The sequence below is a fragment of the Streptomyces sp. BL1 genome (assembly GCF_057628045.1).
The window spans coordinates 7210842-7231202 of record NZ_JBXYWZ010000002.1 but is presented as its reverse complement, the minus strand read 5'-3'; the positions used below and the strand labels follow the sequence as shown (position 1 = coordinate 7231202).

The 20361-nt window shown below is 72.7% G+C and carries 15 protein-coding genes; 11 read left to right on the top strand and 4 right to left on the bottom strand.

Annotated features, from left to right (window positions below):
* Positions 1-12: 12 nt before the first annotated feature.
* From AC3AGO_RS31785 to AC3AGO_RS31775, 3 genes are all read right to left on the bottom strand, one after another.
* Positions 13-2247: a xanthine dehydrogenase family protein molybdopterin-binding subunit gene (locus tag AC3AGO_RS31785; RefSeq protein WP_487823726.1), complete on the bottom strand. Its 2235-nt coding sequence runs from the start codon at positions 2245-2247 to the stop codon at positions 13-15.
* 350 nt (positions 2248-2597) lie between these two features.
* Entirely contained in the window at positions 2598-3818 is a 1221-nt protein-coding gene (locus AC3AGO_RS31780; RefSeq protein WP_487823725.1) for an oxygenase MpaB family protein, read from the bottom strand.
* Between the two features lie 53 nt (positions 3819-3871).
* On the bottom strand, positions 3872-5095 hold the full coding sequence (locus AC3AGO_RS31775; protein ID WP_487823724.1) for an oxygenase MpaB family protein: 1224 nt from the start codon (positions 5093-5095) through the stop codon (positions 3872-3874).
* 396 nt (positions 5096-5491) lie between these two features.
* On the opposite strand from AC3AGO_RS31775, the gene AC3AGO_RS31770 reads away from it, so the two are divergent.
* The 9 genes from AC3AGO_RS31770 (at position 5492) to AC3AGO_RS31730 (ending at position 15056) form a co-directional block, all read left to right on the top strand.
* Positions 5492-6400, top strand: coding sequence for a zinc-binding dehydrogenase (locus AC3AGO_RS31770; protein WP_487823723.1), 909 nt, complete (start codon positions 5492-5494; stop codon positions 6398-6400).
* A 70-nt stretch (positions 6401-6470) separates the two neighbouring features.
* A complete protein-coding gene (locus AC3AGO_RS31765; protein WP_487823722.1) occupies positions 6471-7388 on the top strand; it encodes a cupin domain-containing protein in 918 nt (305 codons plus the stop codon).
* 216 nt (positions 7389-7604) lie between these two features.
* Complete coding sequence (locus AC3AGO_RS31760) at positions 7605-8657, top strand: 3-oxoacyl-ACP synthase III family protein (protein ID WP_487823721.1); 1053 nt, start codon at positions 7605-7607, stop codon at positions 8655-8657.
* On the top strand, positions 8654-9436 hold the full coding sequence (locus AC3AGO_RS31755) for a glycosyltransferase family 2 protein (RefSeq protein WP_487823720.1): 783 nt from the start codon (positions 8654-8656) through the stop codon (positions 9434-9436). Before AC3AGO_RS31760 ends, AC3AGO_RS31755 begins: the two co-directional genes overlap by 4 nt.
* On the top strand, positions 9436-10932 hold the full coding sequence (locus tag AC3AGO_RS31750) for a class I adenylate-forming enzyme family protein (RefSeq protein ID WP_487823719.1): 1497 nt from the start codon (positions 9436-9438) through the stop codon (positions 10930-10932). The genes AC3AGO_RS31755 and AC3AGO_RS31750 overlap by 1 nt, the downstream gene beginning before the upstream one ends.
* A 119-nt stretch (positions 10933-11051) precedes the next feature.
* Positions 11052-11813, top strand: a complete 762-nt coding sequence (locus tag AC3AGO_RS31745) for a YhjD/YihY/BrkB family envelope integrity protein (RefSeq protein ID WP_487823718.1) — start codon at positions 11052-11054, stop codon at positions 11811-11813.
* Positions 11810-12565 carry a glycosyltransferase family 2 protein gene (locus tag AC3AGO_RS31740; protein ID WP_487823717.1) on the top strand — a complete coding sequence of 252 codons (756 nt, stop codon included), beginning with the start codon at positions 11810-11812 and terminating at the stop codon, positions 12563-12565. Before AC3AGO_RS31745 ends, AC3AGO_RS31740 begins: the two co-directional genes overlap by 4 nt.
* On the top strand, positions 12562-14007 hold the full coding sequence (locus AC3AGO_RS31735; protein WP_487823716.1) for a cytochrome P450: 1446 nt from the start codon (positions 12562-12564) through the stop codon (positions 14005-14007). The genes AC3AGO_RS31740 and AC3AGO_RS31735 overlap by 4 nt, the downstream gene beginning before the upstream one ends.
* Complete coding sequence (locus AC3AGO_RS31730) at positions 14004-15056, top strand: NAD-dependent epimerase/dehydratase family protein (RefSeq protein ID WP_487823715.1); 1053 nt, start codon at positions 14004-14006, stop codon at positions 15054-15056. Before AC3AGO_RS31735 ends, AC3AGO_RS31730 begins: the two co-directional genes overlap by 4 nt.
* Before the next feature lie 106 nt (positions 15057-15162).
* Here the strand turns inward: AC3AGO_RS31730 and AC3AGO_RS31725 are convergent, their stop codons facing one another.
* Complete coding sequence (locus AC3AGO_RS31725; RefSeq protein WP_487823714.1) at positions 15163-16668, bottom strand: carboxylesterase/lipase family protein; 1506 nt, start codon at positions 16666-16668, stop codon at positions 15163-15165.
* Positions 16669-16759: 91 nt separating this feature from the next.
* On the opposite strand from AC3AGO_RS31725, the gene AC3AGO_RS31720 reads away from it, so the two are divergent.
* Together AC3AGO_RS31720 and AC3AGO_RS31715 are read left to right on the top strand one after the other, a co-directional pair.
* Positions 16760-17371, top strand: coding sequence for a TetR/AcrR family transcriptional regulator (locus tag AC3AGO_RS31720; protein ID WP_487823713.1), 612 nt, complete (start codon positions 16760-16762; stop codon positions 17369-17371).
* Positions 17372-17667: 296 nt separating this feature from the next.
* On the top strand, positions 17668-20286 hold the full coding sequence (locus AC3AGO_RS31715) for a M14 family zinc carboxypeptidase (RefSeq protein ID WP_487823712.1): 2619 nt from the start codon (positions 17668-17670) through the stop codon (positions 20284-20286).
* Positions 20287-20361: the final 75 nt, after the last annotated feature.

Sequence of the window (20361 nt, the reverse complement as noted above, 5' to 3'; positions counted from 1 at the left end):
TGAACTGCGCGTTCAGCGTGCGTACTTCAGGCCGTCCTTCGGGGACTGCGGGACCGGCGGAACGGTGGGTTTGGGTTCGAAGGCGAGCGTGCCGTGGTTGACGGGGAAGCTCGTGGGCATCGTTCCGGTCGCCCGCCCGTACGCGCAGGCGACGGCCGCCATCGACCCGGCAACGCCCAACTCCCCTGCCCCGCCGGGCTCTTCGGACGTGTCCGGCATGACGATGATCTGCAGTTCGGGCGGGCTGTTCCACTGCCTCGTGTAGAAGTAGTTGTCCCAGCTCGCTTCGAGGAAGTATCCGTCGCGCAGATGGAGGCTGGAGGTGAGGGCCAGCGCGATGCCGTCCATGACGCCGCCCATCATCTGCGCCTCCAGGCCGCGCGGGTTGACGGCGAGGCCGACGTCCACGGCGAACACGGCCTTGGTGACGCGTGGCCCGGTCACCCCGTCGCGGATGGGCCGGCCGACCGTACCGGGCCGGCAGTCGATCTCCACCAGCGCGGCGCTGACCGCCTTGTACTCGGCGTGGAAGGCGATGCCCTGCGCCGTGCCGTCCGGCATCTTCCGGCCCCAGTCGCCGGCTTCGGCCACCTTGTCGAGCACCGCGCGGGAGCGGTCGTCCCGCAGGAAGTCGCGCCGGAACCGGTACGGGTCCTTGCCCATTTTTCCCGCCAGCCGGTCGACAATGAGCTCCCGGGCACAGGTCACATCGGGAGAGTAGACGTTGCGCATGCTGCCGGTGTTGAAGCTCTTGTCGGTCTCGCTGAGCAGCCGGTCGTTGACGCCGAAGTCGTACGACATCGTCTGGCTGAGCTGGAAGAACGTCTCGGAGAAGCCGATGTCGCCGACGGGCAGGCGGGCCGCGGTGGCGGTGATGATCTCGCCGAGCCCGTGGCCGAGGTCCGTGGCGACGCTGGTGTGCCGCTGCCGGTAGCTCAGCACGGTGTCGCCGGCGTAGGCGACGCGTACCCGCGAGGTCGCCATCGGGTGAGTGCGGCCCTGGCGGGAGTCGTCGGCGCGGTGCCACATGAGCTTCACGGGTCTGCCGGTCTTCTGCGAGACCTCGGCGGCCTCCAGCGCGGCGTCGAAGAACAGCTTCCGCCCGAACGATCCGCCGCCCTCGGTGACATGCACGGTGACCTTGCCCGGCGGCAGGCCGAGCTTGGCGGCGATGGACTGGCGGGCGACGATCGGCGACTTGAGGGACGCCCAGATCTCGGCGCGGCCCTCCCGTACGTCGGCGACCGCGCAGTTGGGCTCCAGCGCGCTGTTGCTGCGGAAGTGGAAGGTGAACGTGCCCTCCACGGTCCGCGTCGGCGGCCTGGGCCCCAACGGCAGCTCCGCCGCGGCCAGTTCCTCGCGCACGGTCGCGTCGGACTTTCCCTCGGCGGTGCCCGGCCTCCAGGCGATCCGCAGGGCCCGTACGGCGTCGACGCACTGCCCGAACGTCCCGGCGCGCACCGCGACCCCGGTGGAGATCTCCACGACGTCGGTGACGCCCGGCATGCCGCGCACCTCCGCGAGGTTGGCCACCGGTCCTGGCCCGCCGTTGATGGTCGGCGGGCGGCACACCATCGTCGGCTTCGCGCCCGGTACGTCGAGGTCCATGGCGAACTTCTTGCGCCCGGTCACCGCCTCCAGCGCGTCGACCCGGTTGTGCGGTCTGCCGATGACGGTGAACTTGTCGCGCGGCGTGAGCGTCACGTGTACGCGGCGGTTCCGCGTACTCGCGGCCTTCCCGGCGAGCGCGCCGATACCGACGCGCGCGCCGGAGGGGCCGACGACTTCCCCGGCCTGCAGTGTCAACTCATCTACCGTGGCCCTGAGTTCGGTCGCCGCAGCCTCCAGGAGTCGCTGCCGGGCGAGAGCCGCGGCGACCCGGATCGGGGTGTAGGTCGAGATGGTCGTGTTGGAGCCGCCGGTGAGCTGGTTGAACACCAGCTCCGGCCGGGCGTCGGCCAGCGTGACCCGTACCCGCTCCAGGGGTACGTCCAGCTCCTCGGCGATCAGCATGGCCGTCGACGTGGTGATGCCCTGCCCCACCTCGGCGCGCGGCAGCGCGAACGACACGGTGCCGTCCCGGTGGACCTCGACGGTGACGAGGTTCGCGGTCGGCAGTGCCGCCGCGGTCATCATGTCGTTGAGGTCGAGCAGTTCAGTGACCTCCGGCGACGGCACGCCGTCCGCGGCGGCCGGGTGCGCGGGCCCGAGTTCGGCAGCAGCCACCAGAGTCGGAGCCGCCAACAAAAACCCAAGAAACCCCCGCCGCCCCAACGCCTCCGCGGGCCCGCCACTCTCACGCCCCGTCACCTCCTGCTCCCCTCGGACGGGTTGACCCCGAGATTCCCGCTCCCCGGACCGCCCGACGCCCTCACCTGCCCCCTCGCTCTCGCGTCCCGTCATCGCCCGCCTCCCTCCGACGGGTTGAGAGCAGGCCTCACGATCCTCAGGCCGCCCGACGCCCTCACCCCGCCCCGCGCCCGCACTCCCCGTCATCCCCCACCTCGCTCGGTCCGGTCCGTGCCGGGCATCGCGAGCCCCGGGCCGCCCGAAGCCCCCATCCCGCCCCGCACCCTCTCCGCCTCTCATCTCCCGCCTCACTCCGGCCGGTTGACGACGGGGATCTCGATCTTGGTCTCTTTGCCCTTCGTCAGGTACATCAAGATGTACTGGCGGGCCGCCTCGTCGATGACCCACGCGCCCTCGGGCACCAGCGGCCGCGGGATGAGGCCCTCGCGGAACTTCACCAGCGCCGGCCACGCGGCGCTGATCGCCGGTTCCCAGACCGGCTCACGCGGGATGCCGTCCCAGTCGGCGACCTCGTCGCCGACCAGGTAGCGGGCGAGCGCGTTGCACAGCGGACGGCTGACGCTGCCGGGGCTGGTCTGCTCGGCGAGCTGGCCGAGGAGGATGTCCGTCAGCTCGACGCCCTCGCGCGTGGGCCCCATCGCCGGCGGAAGGACCTGGTCGGACTGGGAGTTGGCGGCGTCCCACGTGGCGGGAACGTACTCGTTCCTGATGCCGAGCATGTGCGCGGTCACCTGCCACACGTGCAGATACGCCTCCGCTTCATCAGCAGTGATCGGCACCTTCCACTCGCGCATCTTGCGCATGGCGTACGTCGGCAGGGTGTGCCAGGTGACCAGCATGTCGTTCTGGCTGATCGGTACATCGCCCTTCCAGTGCGGCGACTGCCGCAGCAGGTGCCGGACCGCCGCGTGCACCAGCCGGGTCTTCACGGCCTCGACGACGCAGGAGCCGTCGGGCCGGTACGCGTTCAGGGAGCCGACGGCGAAGCCGAGCATGCTCGTCTTGGCGACACGGTCCTCCATGTCCGCGCCGCCCTTGGACCAGTAGACCGAGCGGGCCTCCGCGGGGATGGCGGTGCTGAGCATGCCGCCACCCACGCCGTTGAGCAGATTGAGGTACAGGCCCCGGGTCTTGTTGAACTCGGCGGCGGCCTCCAGCTTGTCCCGGTCGGCCCAGGACGGCAGTCGACGTGCCTCGTTCATGAACGTCCGCAGGTCGCGCGGCAGTCCGTCCGGCAGCGCCTGGTCGTTGCGTTCCCAGTCCCACAGCAGCCGGTTGACCTCGGGGACGGCACCGCGGTCGAGGAGCGAGGCGAGAAGCGTGTCGGCCTCCTCGTCCCACACCCAGCGCGGGTCGGCGCCCGTACCGGAACCCGCGACCGAACTGCTCGGCGCCCAGGTCCAGTTCATCGGAGGGCGCGCCTGGGCCGGGGAGGAAAGGCCCAGGGCTCCCAGCGTCCCCAGGGCCCCGCCCGAGGCCAGGATCCTGCGCCTGCTGATGTCCGACATGCTCTGATCTCCTCTTCGTTTCCGCGTGCTGTACGGGACGTGGAGAACTGCTCTCAGGACGGCCGGTTGGCCTGGGGGATCTCGATGCTGATCGGCCGCGCTTCGGACAGGAACAGCAGGGCCGCCTTGCGCAGGAACTCGTCGAAGGTCCAGTACGCCTCCGGCGCCGCCGGGAAGGGCAGCAGTCCCTCGCGGACGGCGACGAAGGGGCCCCAGGCTGTCTTGATCAGCGGGTCCCAGACCGGTTCGCGGGGGATCTCCAGCCATTCGGCGATGCGGTCGCCGAGCATGAAGCGGGTGAACGCGCCGAGCACGGGTGCGCTGAGGACGCCTCCGTCGACGGAGGCGCCGAGGTGCAGCAGGATGTCGGCCAGCTTGACGCCCTCGGATGTCGGGGCGAGTACCGGGTCCAGGACCTGCTCGGCCTGTGCGTCGGCCTCGTCCCATGTCGCGGGGATGTACTCGTCCTTGATGCCGAGCATGTGCGCGCTGACCTGCCACGAGTGCAGGAAGGCGGTGGACTCGGAGGCGGGAATGGGCACCTTCCACGCCGTGAGCTTCCGGTGCACGGTCGTGGGCAGGCTGTGCCAGGTGACCATCATGTCCCGCTGGCTGATGGGGATTTCCTCGTCGGCGACGCCCGGCCAGTGCGGGGACTGCGGCAGCAGGTGGCGTACCGCCGCGTGCACCAGCCGCGTCTTGACGCAGGTCACGATCATCTCGCCGTCGGGCTGGTAGGCGTTCCTGGAGCCGATGTCGTACCCGAGTTTGGCGGTCTTGGAGATGCGGTCCTTCATGTCCGCGCCGCCCTGCGAGTAGTAGACCGCGCGCGCCTCCTTGGGGATGACCGTGCTCATCATGCCGCTGGCCAGCCCGTACAGAACGCCGAGGTAGAGCCCCCGCTTCTCGTTGAAATCGACGGCGGTGGCGAGCTTTCCGCGGTCGGCCCACGACGGCAGCCGGCGGGCCTTCTCCATGAAGTCCCGCAGATCGCCCGGCAGTCCGCCGGGCAGCGGCTGGCCGTTCTTGGTCCAGGTCCGCAGCAGCTCGTTGACCTCGGGTACGTCGCCCCGGTCGAGCAGCGAGGCGACCAGTTCGTCCGCCTCCGGATCCCACACCCAGCGCGGGTCGGCGCCCGGTCCCGCGCCCGCCACGGATCCTGTGGGCGACCACGTCCACGCCGCCCGCGCCTGCCCGGCCGAGACGGCGCCCAGCGCGCCGGCCGCGCCCAACACCCCGCCCGCTCTCAGCATGTTGCGCCTGCTGACATCTGCCATGTCTTCGCTCCTCACTCCCAGAGGCCGCGAGCACCCCTCCTGATACGCTGATACAAATTCTGCATCCGCGTTTCACGGCATAACAGCACACGCCCGGAGCCACGACAAGTCCTCGCGCACCAGGGGTCGTTGAGGATCACAGGGAGGACGCGGTCCGCCGCGCGCGGATCTCGCGGAGCTCGGTCTACCGCCGGTTCCTCGTCCCCATGCCGGAACCGCCGACGCGCCGCGAGTCGCGCTGACACAGATCGTCAACTGATTGATTCTCACGGGACTGGTCGCTTCCCCGGTCCTGCGGAAGGGTTCCAAGAAGGCGGCAGTGCGGCGTTCGCGCACTCGATCCGCTGGACCGCGCCGAGTGTTCCGGCGTACTCACGAGAGAAGGAAGCACCCCCTATGCGCGCCCTTGTGGTCGCTCACGGCGACGCCGGACCCGTCCGGTTCGCCCATGTCGAGGAGCCCGTACCGTCCGCCGGTGAGACGTTGTTGGAGATCCGGCACATCGCTCTCAACTTCGGGGAGCTGAACTACGTGGACCAGTGGCCGGCCGGCGCTGTGCACGGTCATGACGCGTCCGGCGTCGTGATGCGCGCCGCGTCCGACGGCTCGGGGCCGCCCGAAGGTACGCGCGTCGCACTGGGAATGGCTCCCCACGCGTGGGCGGAGCGGGTGGCGGTCGATCCCGCCTCGCTCGGCACCGTCCCCGACGGCGTGGACCTGGCCGACGCCGCCGCGCTGGGGATCGCCGGAGTCACCGCGCTCCGGGTGCTGCGCACGCGTTCCCTGCTGGCGCGCAACGTCCTGATCACCGGGGCCAGCGGGGGCGTGGGGCACTTCGCCGTCCAGCTGGCGGCGCTGGCGGTCGCCCGGGTGACGGCACTCGTCGGTTCCCCGGGCCGGGCCGCCGGACTCCGCGAGCTCGGCGCCGACGAGGTCCTGACCGAACTGGCCGATACCGGGGACCGGTTCGACCTCGTCCTGGACACGGTCGGCGGGCCGCTGATCGCCCAGGCGTGGAACTCCCTCGCCGAGGGCGGCACCATCCACCTGGTCGGTTACTCCTCGGGGCAGGAAACCACGTTCCCGGCAGGGGCCCTGTTCGGCTTCGGCGAACCCCGCAGCATCGCCACCTACGGCGACATGACGCCGACGAGGGGGGAACTGACGGACCTGCTGGGCCTCATGGCCGCCGGGAGGCTCTCGGCGCCGGTCGGCCTGCGGGGCGACTGGCGGGACGTGGACGACGCCGTCCAGGCGCTGTTCGCGCGGAAGGTGCACGGAAAGGTCGTTCTCGACGTGGCCTGAGGCGGTGGACGAGGACGCGTGCACCGGCGCCCGCCGGGGGCGGTTCGCGGCGGTGGGCGAGGATGGATCCATGGATGTGCTGGCGGAGGTCTTGCGTGTGTCGGGGGCGCGTGGGGCGCTCGGGGTCGTGCTGAAGGCCGGAGGAACCTGGGGCCTGTGGCTGGACTCCTATCCGGGAGCGGCACTGCACGTGGTGTCCCGCGGCACGATGTGGCTGCACGCCACAGGCGAGAAACCTCTTCAGGTGCAGGCCGGGGACGCCGTCCTGGTCCCGCCGGGCACCGCGCACGGGATAGCCGGCGCCGCAGGCGTGACGATGGGTTCCTGCGACCGTGAGGAGGCCGCCCGGGCCTTCGGCGACGGCCGGGCCCTGCGGCTGGGCTCGGAGCCGGTGCAGACGGAAGTGATCGTCCTGCACTATGAGCAGGACCCGGAGGTGAGCACGCCGGTGCTCACCTCCCTCGCCCGGCCGATGCACGTCACGGCACGCCAGAACGCGCAGCTCGGAAGGACCGTCGAACTTCTCGCCGCGGAGCTCGCACAGCCGCAGATCGGCACCACCGCCGCCGTCAACAGCATCGTCGACCTGCTGCTCGTCCAGTTCGTACGCGCCTGGCTGGCCCGCCACCCGGAGGAGCAGTCCGGCTCATGGCTGGGAGCGATGCGTGATCCGGTCGTGCGCGACGCCCTGGCATGTGTCCACGCCCGGCCGGAGCACCCCTGGACCACGGAGACCCTGGCCGCCGCGACGAGCGTCTCCCGGGCGACGCTGTCCAGGCATTTCCGGTCCGCACTCGGACAGACGCCGGGCGCGTACGTCACGCAGTGGCGCATCGACCTGGCGTCCGTCCGGCTCCGCGATACCGACGAGCCGGTCGAGTCGATCTCCGGCGCGGTCGGCTACGCCTCTCCGCACGCTTTCAGCCGTGCCTTCAGACGTGCCCGGGGCACGACCCCGGGAGAGTACCGTTCCCGGCTTCGCCGGTGACCGCAGGCAGGCGTTCACCGGCAGCACCAGAGCGCACGTGCGGTCCGGGCGGCATGCGCACGAGCAGCCGGGCGGAAGCGGCGCACAATGGGGCAACCCGGGGCGCTCACCTGCGATCTTTCGCTGTTCCCTGGGTGAAGTCCCCAGGAATCGAAGTGCCTTACTGAGTACATGTACTCAGGCCGCGGCGCGGCATGTGCGGAAAGCATGGGGTGCATGCCCGAATCGACAAGCACGCCGCCCCGGCCGGAGGACCCCGCGCCGGCGGGCGGCAGACGGACGGGGATCACCGCCGTCGGCAGCGCCCTGCCGGAAGCCGAGGTCTCCTCGCGGGAGTTGCTGCGGCAGGTGGCCGACGACAGCGGACTGACGCTGCCTCCGGACCTGCTGCGGCAGGCCACCGGGATCTCCTCCCGCCGTGTCGCGGACGAGGGCGTGTACGCCTCCACCCTGGCCGTACGGGCCGCGCGCCGCGCGCTGGCCGCGGCGGATCTGCACCCGCTCGACGTGGACCTGCTGCTGTTCGCCTCCGCGACCCGCGACATGATCGAGCCCGCCACGGCGCACATCGTGCAGGACGAACTGGGCAGCAGGGCACACGCGTTGGACGTCACCAACGCGTGCAACAGCTTCCTCAACGGCATCGACCTGGCCCGCTCCATGATCCTCGCGGGCCGGGCACGGCGCGCGCTGGTCGTCACCGGGGAGACGCCGAGCCGTTCCGTCCGCGCGCGGCCCGCCGGGCTCGCCGAGTTCCGCGAGTCCTTCGCCGGCTACACCTTCGGCGACGCCGGCGCGGCCGTGGTCGTCGAGGAGGTGCCGCACGGCGGCATCCTCGACGTGGACACCGAGACGCACTCGGAGCACTGGCGCGTCGGCGGCATCCCCGGCGGCGGCTCCCAGCACCCACGGGGCGACGAGCACACGTACTTCCGCGGCGACGGCCACGAGCTGCGCAGCGTGTTCGAGAAGGTCGGCACCGCCGTCGTCGAGCGCACGCTGCACCGGGCCGGCACCGACTGGGACGGCATCGCGAAGGTCCTGGTGCACCAGGTGACCGTGCCCTACCTCGACCGCTTCCGGGAGCTGACCGGCGTCCCCGAGGAGAAGCTGGAGATCACCGTCCCCGGGCTGGGCAACATCGCGAGCGCCTCCATCGGCGTGCAGCTGGAGCGGGTGTACGGCGAACTGGCCGCGGGCGAGCGGGTGTTGTTCGTCGGGCTCGGCGGCGGCATCAGCATCACGACAATGCTGTGGGAGAAGTCATGAACGCCCCGGACGCGGCCCGCCTTCCGCACCGGCTGTGGGTGATCGTCCCCGCGTACGAGGAGGAGGCCCGGCTGCCCGCCACCCTGCGCGCGCTCGCAGCGCAGCGCGACCGGGACTTCACCCTGCTCGTCGTCGACAACGGCTCCACGGACGACACGGCGCTGCTGGCCCGGAAGTTCGGCACGGAGGCGCCGTTCCCCGTCGAGGTCATCGAGGAGCCGGAGAAGGGCGTGGGGTCCGCGGTGGACACCGGGTTCCGGTACGCCATCGCCCGGGGCGCGGTGCTGCTGGCCCGTACGGACGCCGACTGTCTGCCGCATCCGGGCTGGACGGCGGCGGCGCGCGCGGCACTCGACGGCGAACAGGGCGCCGGTGGCGCCGAGTTGGCGTGCGGGCGGATCGTGGCACGGCACGACGAGCACGGGCCGGCGGGCCGGGCCGGGTTCCGCGTCCTGGTCGGGCTGGCCGCGCTGTTCGGACGGCTGCGCCCTGCCCACGCCCGCAAGTACGGCTACCGCGCGCCGTACCGCATGCACGCCGGCAACAACATGGCGGTCACCGCCGCCACGTACGAGGCGATCGGCGGCATGCCCCGGCGCCCCTCACCGACCGACCGGCTGTTCCTCAACCGGGTGCGCAAGCACACCGCCCGCATCGTGCACTCCCGGCGGATGGTGGTGGAGAACTCCACGCGGCGGCTGCGCGCTTACGGGTTGCGCGGCACCGCCCGCTGGTATCTGGACCAGGGCAGCGGACCGCACGGGGAGGACCCGCGCTGATGCTCGACCGCCTCGACCACACGCTGCGGGCCCGCCCCGAACAGCCCGCCGTCCTGGGCACGTCCCGCTCCGGCACACCCCGCGTGGTGGCCACGCGCGGCCAACTGGCGGACATGGCCGACTCGTACGCCGCAGCCCTGCACGCGCGCGGACTGCGTACCGGCGACACCGTGGGCGTCGCCGTCCGCCCCGGACCGCGTGCGCTGGCCGTACTGTTGGCGCTGTGGCGGCTGGGGCTGCGCGGCGCCGTCCTCGATCCGGGTGCGGGGCCCGACGTGCTGCGCGCGCGGCTCGCCCTCGCTCCCCCGGCGCTGATCCTCGCCGACGCCACCGCGCAGGCCGTCGCCGGCTGGGCCCGTCCGCTGGCCCGTCGGGCGCAGATCGCGCTGCCCGACCTCGCCGAGCTGGGCCCCGTGGCCACCGTAGGCCGCCGACTCCCGGGCTGCGCGCCGGTGTTGGAGCGTTCCGGTGCCGTGCCGCCCCGGGTGGACGTGCCGGGGGACGCGGACGCGGTGCTCGTGTTCACGTCGGGTACGACGGCCAGGCCGCGCGCCGTGGTGCACACGCGGGCGAGCCTGGAAGCGGGCATGGACGCGGTCGCCTCGATGGTGCCCGTACACGGCGAACAGCCCGTCCTGGGCGGCACGTTCTTCGTCCTCGTCCCCTGCCTGGCCCAGGGCGCGGCCGTGGCCCTGCCCGCCCGTTCCGCGCGCACCCTGGCCCGGCAGCTGCACCGGCTCGCCCCGCAGAGCACCTACCTCACACCGCCCCGACTGCGCGGCGCCCTGGCCGAGGACGCGCGCTTCACCGGCGGGGTGTGGACCGGCTCGGCGCCTGCCAGTGCCCAACTGCTCATGCGGGCACGCGACGCGGGGGCCCGTGAGGCGTGGGGGGTGTACGCACTGACCGAGATGTTCCCCGCGGCGGCCGTGGAGGCGCGGGAGAAGGCGGACTACGACGGGCTGGGCGACCTCGTCGGCGCCCCGCTGCCCGGCGTCGAGGCGAAGCCGGACGCGCAGGGCGAGTTGCTGCTCACCGGGCCTGCCGCCCGCCACCGCTATCTGGGCGAGGACCCCGAGCCCTGGGTGCGCACCGGGGACCGGGCGCAGCTGGACCCCTCGGGACGCATCGTCCTGGAAGGCCGCTGCAAGGACATGGTGCTGCGCGGCGCGGAGAACCTCTACCCGGGTCTGTACGAGCCGCAACTGCACGTCCCCGGCGTCGAGTTGGCGGTGCTGGTCGGCGTCCCGGCGGGGGACGGAGACGAACGGCTGGTCGCCGTCGTACAGCCGCGGTCCGGTACGTCCGAGCGGACCCTCCGCGGTGAGCTGGCGGAACCGCTGCGCAGGATGCGCGAGGCCCGCCCCGACGCGGTCCTGTTCGCCGACGTGCCCCTGTCGGGCCGCTCCCGCAAACCGGACCGGGAGGCGACGGCGCGGCTGGCGGCCGCCCGGCTTGCCGAGGGGTCGAACGCGGTGTGGTGGAGCGGCAGTTGAGGGCACGTCACCTGAGGGCCGTGCCGGGCGAGGCTGTCCGGGCGGTGTCGCTCCGCCGCATGGTCCCTGTCTGGGAGCGGACCGTGCTGCCAACCGTCCGCCCGGCGTGGGAGCGCGTCATGCGCGCACACCGCCGCTACACCTCCGCCAACGGCGACGCGTTGGCCGGTGCGCTGACGTACGCGCTGCTCATCGGGGCGGCCCCGGCGGTCCTGCTCGTCGGCTCCGCGGCCTCTCAACTGGGCGCGGGTGCAGGGTCGTTGCGGGAGGCGCTGGCCCGCCTCACCGGAGCGCTCCTCCCCCGCGAAGGCGCGGCACTCGCGGCCCGCATGCCGCTCGACGCATCGCACTGGCGGCCCGTGCTGGCCCTCGCGCTGGGCTGGGCGGTGGTCCGCATGACGCGCGCGCTGCGTACGGGAGTCCGGGCCATGTGCGGGCAGAACGCGGGCAGCGGCAACCCGTTCCGGGACGCCGCGCGGGATGTCGTGCTGGCAGCCGGTCTGTGCGTGGCGCTGGTGCTGGTGGCCGCCTTCGTATCCCTGGGCGGGGGCGGGCCGTTGGCGACTGTCGCGGCACTGTGGGCGCTGTTCGCCGCCGTGCTGCGGATGCTGCCCTGGCCGGGCGCCGGGCGTCCGCCTCTGCGGGCGGTGCTGCGTGCCGCGCTGGCGGCCTCGCTCGTGTGTCAGGCGCTGGCGCTCGCCGGAGGGCACTATCTCGCCGCGACGGCCGCCCTCCACGACACGCTGTACCGCTCGGCCGGACTGCTGGTCGGCGTGCTGATCTGGTGCGGCCTGTGCGCACGCGTGCTGCTGCGCGCCGCGGCGTGGGCCGCGACCGCCTCCTCCCCCGTCACCATTTCCCCTTCCAGGAGCGGCAGTTGAATCTCTGGGTGATCATCCCCGCGTACAACGAGGCGGCAGCGCTCCCCGGCGCTCTGGCCGCGCTCGCCGCGCAGCGGGACAAGGACTTCACGCTGGTCGTCGTGGACAACGACTCGACCGACACCACCGCGCAGATCGTCCGGGGCTTCGCCGGCAGCGCGCCCTTCCCCGTCGAGCTGGTCGCCGAGAAGGAGCCCGGCGCGGGTGCCGCCGCTGACACGGGCTTCCGGCACGCCATCGCGCACGGCGCCGACGTCCTGCTGCGTACGGACGCCGACTGTGTGCCGGCGCCCGACTGGACGGCCGTGGCCAAGGAGCAGTTCGCGCGCGGCGCCGAGATGGTGTGCGGGCGCAGCGTGCCCCGCCGCGACGAATGCACGGGCCCGGTCGAGGCCTACGTGCTGCCCGCCGTGATCCGGCTCGCCGCCCTGTACGGGCGCTTCCGCGCCGACCACCGTCGCCCGTGCTACCGCACCCCGTACATGCTCTGCCACGGGCACAATCTGGCCCTCACGGCAGACCTGTACGAGCGCTGCGGTGGTGCCGTACGGGTGCCTCTTCACGAGCGTTCCGAGGACGTGGCACTGCTCAACCGGGCCCGCAGACACAGCCGGAACGTGGTGCGCTGCGAACACCTCGTCGTCTTCAACAGCCTGCGCCGGCTGCGGGCTTGGGGCCCGCGCAACACGCTGCTCTGGTACTGGGACCGCCGTTTCCGCCCCGCCGACATCGAGGAGGTGCACGTACGATGAGCCGCCCCCTGGACGAGGCCGCTCGCCGGCCGGACCACCGCCGGGCGCGGCGGCGCGACCGGCAGGTGTATCTGCGCAGCCATCCGCTGCTGTTCGCGCTGCTCGCCGCGTCACGGGGCCGGCCCGTACGCCGCATCGGCCGCACGGTGCTGGTGCACGACAGCGACGCCTACCGGGAAGCGCTGACCCGCCTCCGTCTGGACCGTACGGCCGAGGGCACCACCGGCGGCGCCGCACAGTCGGCCCTCGCCGGGAACGCGCCCGACGCCGGCGGCATGCTCTTCGACCAGGAAGGCGCCGCGCACCGGGCCGAACGGCGTTCCCTGGCCGGGCACTTCGGCACGGACGGCCTGGAACGGCTGCGGCCCGTATGGCAGGACGTCCTCGACCGCGAGCTGGCCCCGCTGGCCCGCGGCTCGGACGTGGATCTCGTGGCGCTCGCCCGCGAACTGGCCGGCGCGACGACATGCGCGCTGCTGGACTGTGCGGCGTCCCCGCGTGCCGTCGCCGACGCCTGCGCGCGTGTCGCCTCGGCCTCCATACGCGCTCATCTGCCGGGGCCGGGCGCGCGGCGGGCGCGGAACGCCGCCGCACACGCCACCGCCGAGCTGCAACGCGTCCTGGGTTCGGACGGGGATCCCCTGCACGCGATGGTGGCGGTCGCCGCGGTGAACACCACCGCGGCGGCGCTCCCCCGTGCGGCGGCATGGTGCGCCGACGCCGGCTTGTGGGAGCAGGCGGAGGACGCGGCGCTGCGCCCCGCGCTGGCCGACGAACTGCTGCGGGTGACCGCGCCCTCGCCCCTGCTGCCACGTGTGGCGGCCGAGTCGGGGAGCGTTGGCGGCCACCCCGTACGGGCAGGCGACCGGCTGCTGTTGGTGGCCCGGCACGCTGTGGGCGCCCACCGCGACGACCCCGACGCGCACCACCCCGCCGACCCGGCCCTCACCCACCTGGTCTTCGGCGCCGGCCCCCACACCTGCCCCGGCGCCCGCCTGGCCCGCGTGCAACTGGCCGACACCCTGGCCGCGTTGGCTCCCCTCCGCCCCGCAGTGACCCACGCCCGAGCGGACCGCCACGCGGCCCTCCCCACCTGGCGCGACCTGACGGTACGGGCGACGGTCGACGCTGGGCGGGAGGCTCGCACGGGGGCGGGGCAACGAACTCGCCTGTCGGACACGCGCGTTGGCGGCACGGACGGAACGGGCGACGGCGTGGCGCACCCGCACCCGCACCCGCACACCACGGAGGCAGAGGCGAGCCGGCGAACCTGCCCGGCGAGCGGAGGCGGCGCGGACGAAACCGGAAACGCAGCGGAGCAGCCGCACACAACGGAGACGAAGGCGGGCCGACGAACTCGCCCGCCCCACACGGACGTTGACAGCACCCACGTCGAGGCCCCCGCAGGGCAGCCGCACACCACACAGGAGGCACGACGATGACGGCCGGACCGTACGCGCCGGGCGTCGACGCACCGGCGGATGCCCTCGCCGGGCTGCGGCTCGCCGTGACCGGGGCGAGCGGATTCTGCGGCGGGCATGTCGCCCGCGCCGCCGCCGCTCGGGGCGCGCACGTGGTGGCTCTGGGGCGCCGGCCGGGCCCGGTGGGCGAGCACCGTTTCTGGGACGCCGCCCGTACGGCTCCCGAACTGGCCGACGTGGACGCGGTGGTGCACTGTGCCGCGGACGTCGGCGATCCGGCGCCCGGCTCACCGCGGGAGGCCGCGATGCACGCGGTCAACGTCGAGGGCACCGCCCGGCTCATGGAGGCCGCCGGCGGCCGCCCCGTGGTGTGGGTGAGCAGCGCCAGCGTCTACGACCCGCGCCGCGACCGCACCCTGGTCACCGAGGCGCACCCGCGCGACGGACACCTCAACGCGTACGGCCGCACCAAGGCGGCCGGCGAACGCCTCGCCCTGGACGCGGGCGCGGTGGTCCTCCGCCCCCGCGCCGTCTACGGCGACGGCGACACCCAGCTCCTGCCGCGCCTGCTCAGCCGCGTACGGGCCGGGACGCTGCTGCTCCCCGGGCCCGATGTGCCGCTGAGCCTCACCGCGGTGGAGAACCTCGCCGACGCCTGCCTCGCGGCAGTGACCGCGGCCGTACAGCGGGACACCCCATCAGACGCGCCCCGTACGGGAGTTGAGCCCCGGACCGCCGGTGCGCGCTGGCTGCCCGGCGCGTACAACATCGCCGACGCCATCCCGTACCACCGTGACGCGGCGCTGTCCGCGGTGCTGCGCGCCCACGGCGTACGGGCCCGCATCCGCCACCTCCCGCGACCTGTCGCCCGGGCCGCGGGACGCGCCGCCGAGGAAGCGGCCCGCCGCCTCCCGCGCTCCCCCACCCCGCCCCTCACCCGCTACGCGGTCGACCAACTGGCCAGCCCCGTAGTCCTCGACCTCACCCGAGCCCACACCCAGAACTGGACCCCACCCCGCACCCTGGACGACTACCTCGCCGAGATGGCGGATCGCCGGGTGTGCGGGTAGCGGCCGGCCGTACGCAACAGACGGGCTCGGACGGCGACGGCCCGGACCACAGGCAATCAGCGCGGCTCGCCCGTGTATCTGCGGTGCGGCTCCGGCACGTCTGCGCCTACGAGAGGCCGAAGGGGGCGGGAGCGTGGCCTTCCCAGATCCGGCGGGACGCCTGTTCGGGGTAGGGCAGAGTCTCCGATTCGGCGTCCAGGAGACGGGTGAGCTGCTGGTCGCGCCGGTAGGCGGGCCATCCGGCATCGCCGGTGGTGACGAACCGGACCCACGCCCGCTGGAGTTCGCGGGAGAGCGCGTGGGCCTCGGGGGTGGGCGAGTCGCCGATGAGCCGTGTGCCGACGGGGCTGTTCAGCGTGCCGAAGGCCAGGGGGACGTCGAGGCTGTGGCAGGCGCCGAGGGAGCCGCCCAGCGCCGGAGCGCTCCAGCACAGCTCGAACAGGTACGAGGTTCCGCCGGCCGCGGCGTTCGCCTCGGCCAGCTGCTGTGACGGCATGCGGAAGAGCGCGTCGGAGTAGACCGTCTCCACCAGCTCCTCCGGCCCGGCCTGCGGGAACCCCGCGCGGTAGGCGTCCGCACCGTGCGGCTGCGGGGCCAGCAACTCCAGTGCCGCACGGGCGTCCTGCTCGGTGAAGGTGCCCCGGAGTCCGCTCATGACGCTGAAGTACCGGAACTCGTCGCGGGTGTGGCCGACAAGCAGCTCGGTCCCGCTCGCGCGCGCTCCGCTCAGCGCGGGCCAGGGCGTTTCGGGGAGGACCTCACCGTCGACGACGGGGCACAGCGCGGTGCCGGTCTCCGTGAGCCGCCCCCAGCTCTCGCGATGTGCGGGGAGGCCGGCGTTGAAAGAGGTGAGCTCCGCGGCCAGATGCCAGGGGTCGATGTCGCGCCAGGCCGCAGCGGTGGGGGCCGCCGCCCCGAGCCGGTCCGCGAATGCCGCGGTGACCTGCCGTGCCAGCGCGGGGGTGCTGTGCAGCCCCGGCACCGAGTGGGCGATGGCCCGCCGGAACAGGCCACGCGCATGCTTCATCGTCAGGAGGGCGGCGACCGACCCCGCTCCGGCGGACACCCCGCCCACGGTGACCCTGTCGGGGTCGCCCCCGAAGGCGGCGATGTTCCGCCGCACCCACTCCAGTGCGGCGATCTGGTCGAGGAACCCGCGATTGGGCGGCGCGTCGTCGAGGAACGCGAAACCCTCCGCACCCACGCGGCAGTTGATGCTCACCACGACGAGCCCCGCCTCGGCCAGCGCGGCCGGGTCGAACATCGGGTCGCTCGACGCCGCCGAGACGTAGCCGCCCACCGGAATCCACACCAGCACCGGCAGTCCCGCCGCGCCCGGATCCGGGGTGCCGACGTTGAGCGTCAGCCAGTCCGTGCCCTGCGACGGATCCACGTCGACCGGCAGGGACAGCGGCACCACAGGGCCGAACTCCGCCGCCTGTCTCGTCCCCTCCCAGCGCTGCGGCGGTGCGGGCGCCGCGAAGCGGAGCGCTCCCACCGGGGGCCGGGCGTACGGGATGCCGCGGAACACCGCGTGTCCCTGCCGCCGGCGCCCCTGCACCACACCTTCCGTGGTCCGGACTCTTGGCTGATCAGGCAGTTGCCCGGCCATGACGACCCCCTCCCGAAGTGGGCTCCAGGGTTATGGGTCAGATGTATTATGTCAACTGTATGGGAAAAGGTTCCGGGCGCGAGGGAGAGGGATGCCAAAACAGGTGGATCACCGCGGACGCCGCGAAACGATCGCCCGTGCGCTGTGGCGGGTGGTGGAGCAGCGCGGCGTCACGCAACTGACGATGCGCGTGGTGGCTCAGGAAGCAGGCATCTCCCTCGGGCAGCTGCAGCACTATTTCGCCTCCCGGGCCGCCATGCTCTCCTTCGCCATGGACTTCGCGTCCGAACAGACCTCGCTGCGCGTCGACCAGGGCCTCAAGAAGCTCGGCGACCGTCCGCACCCCCGCGACGTCCTGCGGCTGACGCTCGCGGAAATGCTCCCCCTGCATGCCGATGCCCGCGCGACCAGCCGGATGAGCGCCGCCTACGTCCTGGAGGCCCTGCACGACGAGACCGTCCACGAGCAGGCCCGCGGCGGCCTCCTCCAAGGGCGGTCTCTCGTCGAGCAGTTGGTCCGTCAGGCGGTCGCCGACGGGTACATCGGCTCCGACCGCGACCCGGCGACCGAGACCAACCTGCTCCTCGCCCTCAGCGGCTTCACCCCTCTGATCGAACTGGACGTGGTCGGCCCGCGGGACGCGCTCGCCGCGATCGATCTGCATCTGGACAGGCTGTTCAGCGGCGACGATCAGAGTGCCTGACCTGCACCGGACTCCGCCCGCCGGCGGCTTGGCGCCCGTGCCGGCATCGGCCGCGACGTCGTGGCACCGGGTGAACTTCTCGACCGCCCGCACCCTTTCGCCGGCCCGGCACACACCCCGGGACCCCTCCCCGAGCATCCCGAACGCCAGCCCGCACGTGCACCCGCCGCACCGCACGCGCTCTTGTTGTCCGGCCCCCGAACGGGTAGACCTCAGCTTCTGCTCGCGTATCACTCACGTTCGTGTACCACCTGCGTACCTGCACCGCCTCTGTCACCGTTCGAAGGGTGTGCTGCATGAGAACGACCGGTCGCTCGTCTGCGAGAAGCGCGTCGCCCAGACCCTCGTCCCGACCGTCCCCGTCGCGGCCGTTACTGCTCGCGGCGCCACTGGCCGCGGCGCTTGCCGCGGCACTGCTCGTTCCGCCCGCCACCGCGGCGCCCGGACCGGCGGAGCCGCGGCCGCATCCCGTACGCGAGGGCGGCGGGCGTGACGCGGCGGACGCGGCGCGAACTCCCGCACCGGCAACGGCAAGTACGCAGGACACGACCTCGCCGAAGCTCACGGGCGACGGCGGCTATCCGCGGAGGACGGTGCTCGACACCCCGCCCGTCAACCCGGCCGACAAGTCGACAAAGCTCGGCCTCGCCCCGTACCACTCGCTCGCACCCCGTCTCAACGCCCTGCAGAAGCTGGGCGACCGGGTGAGTGTGGAGGTCGCCGGGCGCAGCGCGGGCGGGCACGAGCTGTACATGGTCACGCTCACGGCCCCGGAGAGCTCCGCCGAGACGCGCACGCAGGAGCGTATGCGGGAGCGGATCGAGAACGCTCCCGACGCCGCCGCCAAGGATCCCCGCATCAAGTCCTCGTACAAGACGCCGGTGTTCATCAACAACAACATCCACGGCAACGAGTGGGAGGGCACCGACGCCGCGCTGAAGCTCATCGAGAGGCTGGCGAAGGCGAAGGACGCCGGTACGTCCGGTCTGCTGGCGAAGAACCGCATCTATCTGAACGTGACGGCCAACCCCGACGGCCGCATCGCGGGCACCCGCGCCAACTCGGCCGGTTTCGACCTGAACCGCGACTTCATCACCGGCACGCAGCCCGAGACGCGCGCCATCCGGCAGATCGCGATCGACAAGCAGCCGGCGGTCATGCTCGACCTGCACGGCTACGTCAACGGCACGCTGATCGAACCCACGACGCCGCCGCACGGCGAGAACTACGAGTACGACCTGTTCCTGAAGAACGCGTACGCCAACGCGCTCGGCATGGAGAAGGCCGTCAACGGCCTCGGCTACACCGACGGCAAGGACGGGGTGAAGCCGGCCGTCATCCCGTTCCGGGACGAGAAGGAGGGCTGGGACGACTGGCCGCCCATATTCACCCCGCAGTACATGCCGTTCCAGGGCGCGGTGGCCTCGCACACCATCGAGTTCCCGATGCGTGTGAACAACGAGGACTACGACAAGCTGCCCGTCGACGAGCTGCGGCGGCGGTCGGCCATCAACACCGACATCGCGGGCGCGGCGATGCAGTCGACGCTCGACTACACGCAGAAGCACCGGAGTTCGGTGATCGCCGACCAGATCGAGACGTTCCGGCGCGGCGCGGCGGGCGAGGCGCAGCGGCCGGTCTCGGAGAAGACGGTGCCGGGTGTGCCGGGCATAGGGCCGGAGGACGTCTACACGACGAAATTCCCGCGTGCGTACGTGATTCCGGCCGGCGACCGGAGCAGGTCACAGGGCGGCCAGAGATCCGCGGTGGCCGCGGCCCGGCTGGTGGACCATCTGGTGGCCAACGACGTACGGGTGACGCAGGCGCGCGAGGACTTCCGCCTCCAGGGGCGTTCGTACCCGGCGGGCTCGTACATTGTCGACATGCACCAGTCGAAGCGCGGTATCGCGAATGTGATGCTCGCCGAGGGGCGTGACATCAGCGCGGACGTGGAGACGATGTACGACATCTCCGGCTGGAGCCTCGGCCTCCTCTGGGGTGCGACGGTCGACAAGTCGGCCTCCGAGGCCCCGCGGGTGCCGGCCCGTCCGGTGCACGCCGCGTCGCCGACGGGCGGCGTCGCGCCGACCGGCAGCCTGAAGCTGAAGCTGGACGATCCGAAGGAGGTCGCGGCCCTCAACTCCCTGCTGGCGCAGGGCGTTCCGGCACGTCGCGCGGCCGACGGCTCGGCCATCGTGCCCGGCTCGGCGCGGGGAACGGCCCGTGAGCTGGCGGACCGGTTCGGCGTCGCGTTCTCGGCGACGCGGGAGAAGGGCACAACAGCGTTGCACCGTACGCGCGTTGCCGCGGCCGCCGCACCGGGTGAGCTGCACGCGCTGCGCGAGATGGGCTTCGCGGTGCAGCCCGTGTCGACTGCCGTACTGAACAAGGGCTTCGACTGGTCGAAGACCGACGCGCTGTACGTGTCCTCCGGCCTCGACCACGCGAAGCTGACACCGGCCGCGCGGGCGGCACTCGAGAAGAGCGGCGTCGGCGTCGTGGGCCTGGGTCAGGAGGGCGGCGCGTTCAACAAGGCCGCCTCGCTGCTCCCGGTGACGGCGGTGACCGGCAACGAGGCCGCGAACGGCGTGGTGCGGGTGAAGAACACGAACGGCCCGGTCACGGCCGGCGCCCCGCCGCACTCCTTCGTCTACTCGCCCGGCTGGTTCACAGGCCTGGGCAGCGGCGTACGGGCGGAGCAGTCGTACGGCTCCGGCAACCCGCTCGTCTCCGGCCACTGGCGCGCCGACGACGGCGGCAAGGGCGGCCCCCAGGACGCGGCCGGTCACCCCTCCATCGTCTCCGGCGCCTCCAAGGCGGGAACCCCGGTGACCCTCTTCGGCACCGAGCCCATGTTCCGCGCCCACCCCAAGGGCGAGTTCGCCCAGATCGCGAGGGCACTGCTGAAGCGCTGACCGCGCACAAGCACGCGGAGAGGGCCGTACTCCCGGGCGGGGGTACGGCCCTCCTCGCGCCGGGCAGGGGTACGA